The organism is Bacillus sp. HMSC036E02 (genome assembly GCF_001836235.1).
Lineage (GTDB): Bacteria > Bacillota > Bacilli > Bacillales > Bacillaceae_G > Bacillus_A > Bacillus_A cereus.
The window spans coordinates 46,612-55,180 of the sequence record NZ_KV827805.1; the positions used below are offsets into that span (position 1 = coordinate 46,612).

The following is an 8,569-nucleotide window of genomic DNA, read 5'->3' on the forward strand; positions in this document are numbered from 1 at the left end:
AACTCTAATCAATATATTTTAGCTGTTAAGAAGAGTATTCAATCCAAAATTAATGGAGATTTATCAACCTAACATCTCAATATCACCATTAAAAAGATGCTCCTGGATTTATCCAAGAGCATCTTTTATAAAGCTTTATTTTTTACTTGTTTATAATTTATTAATTAACAATTATATAGTTGTAATTAGTCCTTTAAAAATGATAGGAGTGCTTCATTAAATTCTTTGGCATGCGTTGCATTTAGCCCATGTGGACCACCCTTTATTAACGTTACTTTAGAATTAGGAATTGCTTCATGTGTTAATTTCCCACTATATTCATAGGGTACAGTTGCATCAGAATCACCGTGAATAATAAGAGTAGGTATATTAAACTTCTCCAAGTCTTTTCTAAAATCTGTCTTACTAAAGGCGGTAATACAATCAAGTGTTCCTTTAGGTGATGCACTGGCTGCAATATCCCAATTATATAAACGGAATGGCTCACTAACTAAATCTGTTCGATTACCAGCCGCGAAAAATCCCTTAGTAAATTCATCAAGAAATGCAAGGCGGTCATTAATCACACCACTTTTGAACGCTTCAATTGTTGCATCATCTAATGCCCCTTCAGGATGATCCTCTGATTTGTATAAATATGGAGGTACTGCTCCAGCAAAAACAGCCTTTTCAATACGATCTGTTCCATACGTACTAATATACCGGGCTACTTCGCCTCCACCCATAGAAAAACCAACAAGTGTGACATTTTGAAGCTCTAAATGTTCTAATAGTTGATGTAAATCAGAAGTAAAGGTATCATATTCATACCCTTCCCACGGCTGAGATGATTTTCCAAATCCTCGACGATCATATGTTATAACTCTGTATCCAGCCTCAACAAGAGCGGGAACTTGGTATTCCCAAGATCGACCACTTAACGGCCAACCATGAATTAGTACAACTGGTTTTCCTGTGCCATAATCCTCATAATATATCTCAATTGGTTCTTGATTTTCGGTTCCTACAGTAATTTTAGCCATGCTTCTACCTCCAAAAAATATTCTAATATGTATCCTTTTCTTCAATAATCCGGATGAATGTCATAACCTATTCATGCACGTTTATGTTGTGAACTCTAAGTATGAAACTCTATTGTCCCAATGCATTCATTTTCTCCTTTTGGACAATTCCCCCTCTAATACCTTTTTCACCACAATATAATTTCTGAACATTCCTCATATTCAATTATAATAACAAAAATAGGTGACTATCAATATTGTTCTATCTATAGGATGTATAGGTAAAACCAATCTATTTTATAGTGAAAACAACTATAGTTACGACCTATACAAATTATAGATAATTTAGAATTGATTAACGATTCGATTTTCAAATACTATAAATTTGTATAGCACTTCATGTTCTGTGAATGCTACTATAACCAATATTATTGGTCAGCTTAGTTATAAACGAAGAAACTTATAATAAAACTTTCTTCGATTACTTAATTTTTAGGAGGAATACATAATGACTGATCTCTATTCTCGTATTAACAAAGATGATGCTGTCGTGCTTTTAGTAGATCATCAAACTGGTCTTATGTCTGGACTAGTACGTGACTATGGTGTTGATGAATTCAAGAACAATGTTTTAGCTCTTGCTCATACTGCTAAGTTTTTTGATTTACCAGTTATTTTAACAACAAGTTTTGAAAACGGGCCTAATGGACCTTTAATGCAAGAATTGGTTGATCTCTTTCCTCATGCACCAAAAATAGCTCGACCTGGACAAATTAACGCATGGGATAATGATGATTTTGTAAAAGCAATCGAAGACACTGGAAAAAAACAACTTATCATCGCAGGCGTAGTTACGGACGTTTGTGTTGCTTTCCCGGCACTGTCCGCTATAAAAGCTGGATATGAAGTATTTGCTGTTACTGATGCTTCAGGAACTTTCAGTAAACAAGTTGCAGATGCTGCCAATACTCGTATGGCACATAGTGGTGTGCAACTTATGAACTGGTTTAGCGTAGCTTGCGAATTACAACGCGATTGGCGCAACGATGTCGAAGGTTTTGGCAATTTGCTTGCTAGCAATCTTCCAGGCTATCAAAATATAATTGGAAGCTATATGGGAGCTCAGCGCGATCTTAGTAAACAAAATGCATAAATGTATTATCACTTTTTAAAAAGTTTCTAGTATAAATTTAGTGCCGATTAAATCGGCACTAAATTTTAAATTAAACAGTACAACATAGCTTTTATTTTTATGATTACAGCTTTAGTCAATAGAAAATATATTACTTTCAAAAACTTGATTTTAAACAATTAAAAAAGGAGCGTTTTATTATGAGTAATTTAGAATTGTTAAATCCGGAGAACAGTGCCTTAATTTTAATTGATTTTCAACCTCAAATGACTTTTGGAGTTGCAAGTATTGATAGACAAACATTAATTAATAACGTTATGCTACTTGCTAAATCAGCAAAAACTTTTAACGTACCTACTATTCTTACTACAGTTGAGACACGCAGCTTTTCTGGTTATTTTTGGCCACAAATTCTTGATATATTCCCAAACCATGAAATTATAGAACGCAGTTCAATGAACTCTTGGGAAGATCCAAAATTTGTTGAAGCAGTTAAAGCAACAGGTAGAAAGAAATTAATATTTGCAGCACTTTGGACTGAAGTTTGCCTTGCATTCCCTGTGCTTGAAGCAATTAAAGCTGGCTATGAAGTGTATGCAGTTGATGATGCTTCAGGTGGTACTAGTTTGACAGCACATAATGCTGCTATGCGTCGTGTAGAACAAGCTGGTGCAATTCCAGTGACAGCAATTCAAGTTTTACTTGAATACCAACGTGACTGGGCACACAAAGACACTTATGATGCTGTAATGGAAATTGTAAAGGAGCACACTGGCGCTTATGGTCAAGGAGTAGAATACGCATATACTATGGTGCACGGCGCGCTTCCAAGCAGGAAAATATGAAACAAGAAGGAGTAGCTGTCGAAGAGACTTATACAGGGAACACGATGGATGCTGCTGATCCAGTAACAACGATTGTTACATGGGAAATTCAACAAGGTAAAGAAAAACAGTTTGAAACATGGAGACATGAAATCGAAGCTGCCGCTACTAAATTCCCAGGGCATTTAGGTGTAAATCTAATAGTTCCAAATAACGAATCGAGAGAGTATACTGTTATTTTTCGATTTGATACGTATGAGCATCTACGTGCTTGGCAAGAATCAGACATTCGCCGGGATTTGTTAAAAACGGCAGAACAATTTCAAGCTACTAATCCAAGTTACAAAACTGAAAGTAGTTTGGCTTATTGGTTTGTTACTCCGAAAACGCCAGTTCCACCGCCAAAATGGAAAATGTCTATCGTTACCCTTTTGGGTGTATGGCCTCTTAGCATGTTAGTTCCTAAAGTGATAGGACCTATTATAAAACATATGAATCCTATTATGTCGGCCTTTTTTGTTTCAGTATGTATAGTGTCCTTGCTATCATGGGTAGTCATGCCGATTTTCGGTAAATTATTTCATCCATGGTTACAAAATAATAGAAAGTAGACGAGGTGTGAACATGAATTTACCGGATATGATCTTATATAACGGAAAAATTACTACCCTTGACCCTTCTCAGCCTGAGGTATCTGCTATCGCCATAACTGATGGTTTAGTCACTGCAGTAGGTGGAGATGAGCTTCTTAATAGTGCCACGGAAAAAACAAAGAAAATAGACCTTAAAAGAAAGAGAGCTATTCCAGGCCTGAATGACTCTCATATACACGTTATTCGTGGTGGTCTGCATTATAATATGGAATTACGTTGGGAAGGCGTGCCATCACTTTTTATTGCTCTAGAAATGCTCAAAGAACAGGCAAGGCGTACACCTGCTCCTCAGTGGGTAAGGGTAGTTGGAGGTTGGTCTGAATTTCAATTTAAAGAGAGACGGTTGCCAACTTTGGAAGAAATTAATGCCGTTTCTGAAGACACTCCTGTATTTGTGCTACATCTTTACGATAGAGCACTTGTAAATCGTGCTGGGCTGCATGCACTGGGATATACAAAAGATACACCAGACCCTCCAGGCTGCTTAATTGAGCGGGATAAACGAGGTAATCCAACGGGCCTTTTAATTGCGAATCCTAACGCTTCTATTCTTTATTCAAGTTTGGGTAAAGCACCAGCACTTAATTTTGACGACCAGATTAATTCAACTCGCCATTTTATGCGCGAATTAAATAGATTAGGTATTACAAGTGCTATTGACGCAGGTGGTGGATTCCAAAATTATCCTGATGATTACAAAGTTGTTGAACATTTAGCCGAGAAGGAACAATTAACTTTGCGTATTGCTTATAATCTATTTACGCAGAATCCAAATCATGAATATGAAGACTTTGCTTCATGGGCAAAAATTGTTTCTCCAGGTCAAGGAACTGATAAGTATAAAATGAATGGTGCCGGAGAGATGTTAGTATTCTCAGCAGCCGATTTTGAAAAATTTCAAATGCCACGGCCTGAACTAGCTACGATGATGGAAGCTGACTTAAAGAAAGTAATTTCTCTATTGGTGGAAAACCGTTGGCCCTTCCGTTTACATGCAACTTATGATGAGTCAATCACACGTTTCTTAAATGTATTCGAGGAAGTTAACAGTGAAATTCCTTTTAATGGTCTACGATGGTGGTTTGATCATGCAGAAACAATCTCAGATCGTAGCATGGAACGTGTTAAGGCTTTAAATGGCGGTATTGCCATCCAAGACCGCATGGCTTTTCAAGGTGAATACTTTGTTGATTTATACGGAAAGGAAGCTGCAAAGCGTACTCCTCCGATTTATCGTATGTTAGACCTTGGTATACCTGTTGGCGCCGGTAGTGATGCAACCAGGGTTTCCAGCTATAACCCTTGGGTTGCTCTTTACTGGATGGTTGCCGGAAAAACCATTGGTGGGCTTTCTATATACGATGAAAAAAATAAACTTGATAGAAAAGTAGCCCTGGAATTATATTCAAAAGGAAGTGCGTGGTTCTCTGGTGATGAAGGTAAAAAGGGAACCCTGGCAGTAGGTCAGTTTGCTGATATTGCTGTATTGTCTGCTGACTACTTTACTGTGCCAGAAGAAGAAATCAAAAACCTTGAATCATTACTCACCATTATGGGTGGACAGGTTGTGTATGGAAATAATGAATTTAAAAATTTATCACCTGAATTGCCGCCAGCATCACCTGATTGGTCACCGACGGGAGTTTATGGGTATGGTGGTGCTAACCTAGCCAACACTATACTTTCTCACGATTCCTATGATAACAAGTTACATAGTTGCAGTAACCCTCTCCATCAACACACTCATACCGTAATAGGAAAAGATGGAACTACATGGGGTATCGGTTGTACTTGCTTTGCTTTCTAAGTCAAAACCACCGGTATAATGCCGGTGGTTTTCTTTCTGCAATAAGGGTATGTAGATTCGAAATAGCATTGTATATCCCTATTGGAATCTATTACTATTTAATAGGACCAAAGAGTTGATAGCTTAAACTTGATTTGTTTTTTACATCCTTCTCTCCGTGCAAAGTCTACCCCTTTCCCTTAAGTAAAAGTCAAAAATCGATCACACCACACATATAAAGCCACTACCCTTTGACTTTAATATTTGCTTTATCTTAAGACTTATAGATTTTTTCAAATTTTACACTAGAATCATTATTATTTCTATTACACTGATACTTTTTGCGAATCATTTAACTTCTGCATAAAGATACGTGCTGCAAAACTTAAAAATTTATCATCAAAGTGAATAAGATTAATATCTTGGCTTGGTGTTGGGTCAGTAATACGAACTATGCTCAAAGTATCATTATTAACAAAGTTAACCAGTGAAAGAGGTATTATGGCAACCCCATGTCCATTGTATACAAGGCTCAATAGAGAAATAGAAGATTTTGTTTCTATATTTGCTTCAGATAAAGATAACCCTAAACTCTCACAATATATTTTAATAGATTCACGACAACTACATGAAACCATTATTCTACTCAGCCCTACTAATTCTCGAAAAGAAACAAATGATTTTTCATTCAAAGGATGATTTTTGGGAATGACAAGGACGAGCTCTTCACTATACAAAAGGGTGTTTGTTAATGTGTCTGGAATTTGAGCACTACGTGTAATCCCGAAATCAATATTTTTGTCAACGATTTGATTTACAGCAACTTCAGATTCTATAATCTTTACTACGATGTTGGGATAATGTTGTTGAAACTTCATAATATAAGGTGTTAAATAAGTGAGATCCTCTAATAAACCTCCTACAGTAATTACACCTCTTTTTACACCCTTTAATTCAAAAATTTCATTATAAACGTCATCAAATTGTTGCATGATAAATTTTCCTTTATCAAATAGCAGCTTACCCGCTTCTGTCATTTTGATACCTCTTCCAACTCGATGAAACAAGGGTGTATCAAGTTCACCTTCTAACACACGGATTTGTTGACTTAAAGTCGGCTGTGAAATACCTAGAACTTCCGCAGCTTTAGTAAAACTATTATTATTACAAACTTGAATAAAATACTCTAAATGACGTAATTCCATTCTTGATACCCACTCTCCGCTTTATGAAAGATTTATAATTTAAAGGACGATATGTATACGTTAACATAACAACTTTATTTCCTACTATATTAATTGCAATTACATAATTTCTTTATTTTGTACTACAATACATTTACTACTATTTATTAATTTTCCCTCCTATTTATTTAATTTATATTTAATTAGGATATTACTAAACAGAAATAACATCTAAAAACTTACACTTTCTGTGCGTAATATCCTAACTTTTTCAACTGTTTACTTATCATTTTTTCTCAATATAGTCCAAACTACCAAATATTTTCCGAATCCCCTCTCTATGCTGTGGAAAAATTAGTGTCACCAATTCAATACCTTCTGAAATAATTGATGCATACGTGATACAAAAACTTACAAGTAATATTTTGTCCTCAATTTTTTTATAGGCCGATCAGCTTTACTGTATAGTAGCTCAAGCACTGCAAATTCAGTTGCATTAAGTCCATAAATTTTTAGATCCTTTTCATACGTTTAGTGATTGGCTGTAATTCCCTTGATAATATAACAAATAACTTTAAAGATAAGCTCTCATAATTACCAATCCTTTACAAGTTATCTTGAATTCGAGATTTATTATATTATCGTCGAAATATTATGTCAATAATTCATTTTAGCGTTATCAAGCCACTTATAATTTATTTCTCAACATAAGACATATAGAATCGTTAGAAAATAACTGTTAATATATAGATATCTCAATTACGTTATTTTTTAGAGGGCTTGTTGTCTAGCGCAAGCTCTCTTTTTTCATAGTCTAAATGGAATTCGGACACATTTTATATGGTGAGTTTTGCCCTCTTTTAGCGATAGAGACAAAAAATCTGGTTGTGATGTAAAAACTTCAAAATAACCGCAAATAATCTATAAAAATCAGACATATTAATGAATATGCATTCAAGCGAATCCGGTCTGTTTAAATTTGATTATTGAACTATTTCTCTGTGGCAAAATAAAGCAGCGCTATGGTCGGAAAAGCGATTCCGATCCACAATGCTACACTCCATCCTCCGAAAAAGGATCCAACAGCAACACCCAAAAAGAAAATAGACATGAATAATCCATTTAAGCGACTACGAACTTCTGGTTGCAAAGAGAAAATCAAACGTTGACTTAAAACTGGAAGAGGAATATCGCACTCGATGTTTCCAGCCCCGTCGACTGCAAGCAAAGCAACTTCTAGAGAAGGGAATTCAAAGAGGAGAATTGAAAGAAAACCTTGATATTGAATTATCCATCGATCTCATTTACGGACCAATTTTTTATCGATTGCTAGTAACCGGTGATAAGTTTGATGATTCCTATGTACATCACTTGGTAACAAGCGCATTCGATGGAATACGATAAACATGAATAACATTCGAAAAAAGAATTAAATGCGCCTTCCTCCTATACGAATAAAATTTCGCTTAACTTAATAAATAAAATATCTAATTATTTAAGCTGATGTATATGAGTCGGTCCCCCACATACATCAGCTTAAGAGTTGAGAATTACCCTAAATGAATGAACATGCAAAAAAATTTATTCTGAGGATTTTACGATATTTTATTTAATCGAAATGTGACATAACTCCTAATATTAGTCTTATTAAGACGCAAGCTCCCTCTCTTCTATTTTTTAATTGAATATTTTAGGTTTATAATGATTTATTTTTAAAGATAATTACCTAATTTATTAACTTATTTTAGAGTAAAAAATAGGAGAAGCCTATCGTGACAGACTCCTCCTAAAAAAACAACCGTTATATACATATTGAAAATAAATTTATTTTATTAATAATGAATATTCACCAGTGTTATCATCAAATTTATACACATTCAAATAATATTTCCCTGGTTTCGCTACGAATTTTCCCTTTATAGCATTTCCTTCATCTTCACCACAAGCTACGTAATTTTGCATGTCTGATTCATGATAAAGTACCCATGT

At 35.1% G+C, this 8,569-nt stretch carries 7 protein-coding genes and 3 pseudogenes; 5 read left to right on the top strand and 5 right to left on the bottom strand.

The genetic code is table 11. The features are described from left to right. Positions 1–185: 185 nt before the first annotated feature. Positions 186–1,022, bottom strand: coding sequence for a bromoperoxidase (locus tag HMPREF2590_RS02065; RefSeq protein ID WP_001074330.1), 837 nt, complete (start codon positions 1,020–1,022; stop codon positions 186–188). A 487-nt stretch (positions 1,023–1,509) separates the two neighbouring features. Here HMPREF2590_RS02065 and ycaC point away from each other — a divergent pair, with 487 nt between their 5' ends. The 4 genes from ycaC (at position 1,510) to HMPREF2590_RS02085 (ending at position 5,417) form a co-directional block, all read left to right on the top strand. Then, complete coding sequence (gene ycaC, locus HMPREF2590_RS02070; protein ID WP_000131210.1) at positions 1,510–2,154, top strand: isochorismate family cysteine hydrolase YcaC; 645 nt, start codon at positions 1,510–1,512, stop codon at positions 2,152–2,154. 179 nt (positions 2,155–2,333) lie between these two features. Then, complete coding sequence (locus HMPREF2590_RS02075; protein WP_000067162.1) at positions 2,334–2,978, top strand: hydrolase; 645 nt, start codon at positions 2,334–2,336, stop codon at positions 2,976–2,978. Beyond that, positions 2,975–3,568 (top strand): antibiotic biosynthesis monooxygenase, encoded by a 594-nt coding sequence (locus HMPREF2590_RS02080; protein WP_000806847.1) that lies wholly within the window; start codon positions 2,975–2,977, stop codon positions 3,566–3,568. Before HMPREF2590_RS02075 ends, HMPREF2590_RS02080 begins: the two co-directional genes overlap by 4 nt. A 13-nt stretch (positions 3,569–3,581) precedes the next feature. After that, positions 3,582–5,417 (top strand): amidohydrolase, encoded by a 1,836-nt coding sequence (locus tag HMPREF2590_RS02085; RefSeq protein ID WP_050821961.1) that lies wholly within the window; start codon positions 3,582–3,584, stop codon positions 5,415–5,417. Positions 5,418–5,722: 305 nt separating this feature from the next. On the opposite strand, the gene HMPREF2590_RS02090 is transcribed toward HMPREF2590_RS02085, so the two are convergent. The 3 genes and pseudogenes from HMPREF2590_RS02090 to HMPREF2590_RS02100 form a co-directional block, all read right to left on the bottom strand. Continuing rightward, a complete protein-coding gene (locus HMPREF2590_RS02090; protein WP_000423208.1) occupies positions 5,723–6,601 on the bottom strand; it encodes a LysR family transcriptional regulator in 879 nt (292 codons plus the stop codon). 218 nt (positions 6,602–6,819) lie between these two features. Continuing rightward, positions 6,820–7,182: pseudogene (locus HMPREF2590_RS31045) on the bottom strand (MarR family transcriptional regulator). A 389-nt stretch (positions 7,183–7,571) separates the two neighbouring features. Continuing rightward, a pseudogene (locus tag HMPREF2590_RS02100) lies at positions 7,572–7,757 on the bottom strand (MFS transporter); the annotation flags it as partial. On the opposite strand from HMPREF2590_RS02100, the pseudogene HMPREF2590_RS02105 reads away from it, so the two are divergent. After that, positions 7,745–7,984: pseudogene (locus tag HMPREF2590_RS02105) on the top strand (TetR-like C-terminal domain-containing protein); the annotation flags it as partial. The pseudogenes HMPREF2590_RS02100 and HMPREF2590_RS02105 sit on opposite strands and share 13 nt — an antisense overlap. Positions 7,985–8,404: 420 nt before the next feature. On the opposite strand, the gene HMPREF2590_RS31050 reads toward HMPREF2590_RS02105, so the two are convergent. Further along, on the bottom strand, positions 8,405–8,569 hold a 165-nt coding region (locus HMPREF2590_RS31050), incomplete at its 5' end, for a pre-peptidase C-terminal domain-containing protein (protein WP_176748649.1).

What these genes read in the sequence shown, in the direction of transcription:
- HMPREF2590_RS02065 (WP_001074330.1), bottom strand. Translation starts at nt 1,022, where the DNA reads ATGGCTAAAATTACTGTAGGAACCGAAAATCAAGAACCAATTGAGATA.
- ycaC (WP_000131210.1), top strand. Translation starts at nt 1,510, where the DNA reads ATGACTGATCTCTATTCTCGTATTAACAAAGATGATGCTGTCGTGCTT.
- HMPREF2590_RS02075 (WP_000067162.1), top strand. Translation starts at nt 2,334, where the DNA reads ATGAGTAATTTAGAATTGTTAAATCCGGAGAACAGTGCCTTAATTTTA.
- HMPREF2590_RS02080 (WP_000806847.1), top strand. Translation starts at nt 2,975, where the DNA reads ATGAAACAAGAAGGAGTAGCTGTCGAAGAGACTTATACAGGGAACACG.
- HMPREF2590_RS02085 (WP_050821961.1), top strand. Translation starts at nt 3,582, where the DNA reads ATGAATTTACCGGATATGATCTTATATAACGGAAAAATTACTACCCTT.
- HMPREF2590_RS02090 (WP_000423208.1), bottom strand. Translation starts at nt 6,601, where the DNA reads ATGGAATTACGTCATTTAGAGTATTTTATTCAAGTTTGTAATAATAAT.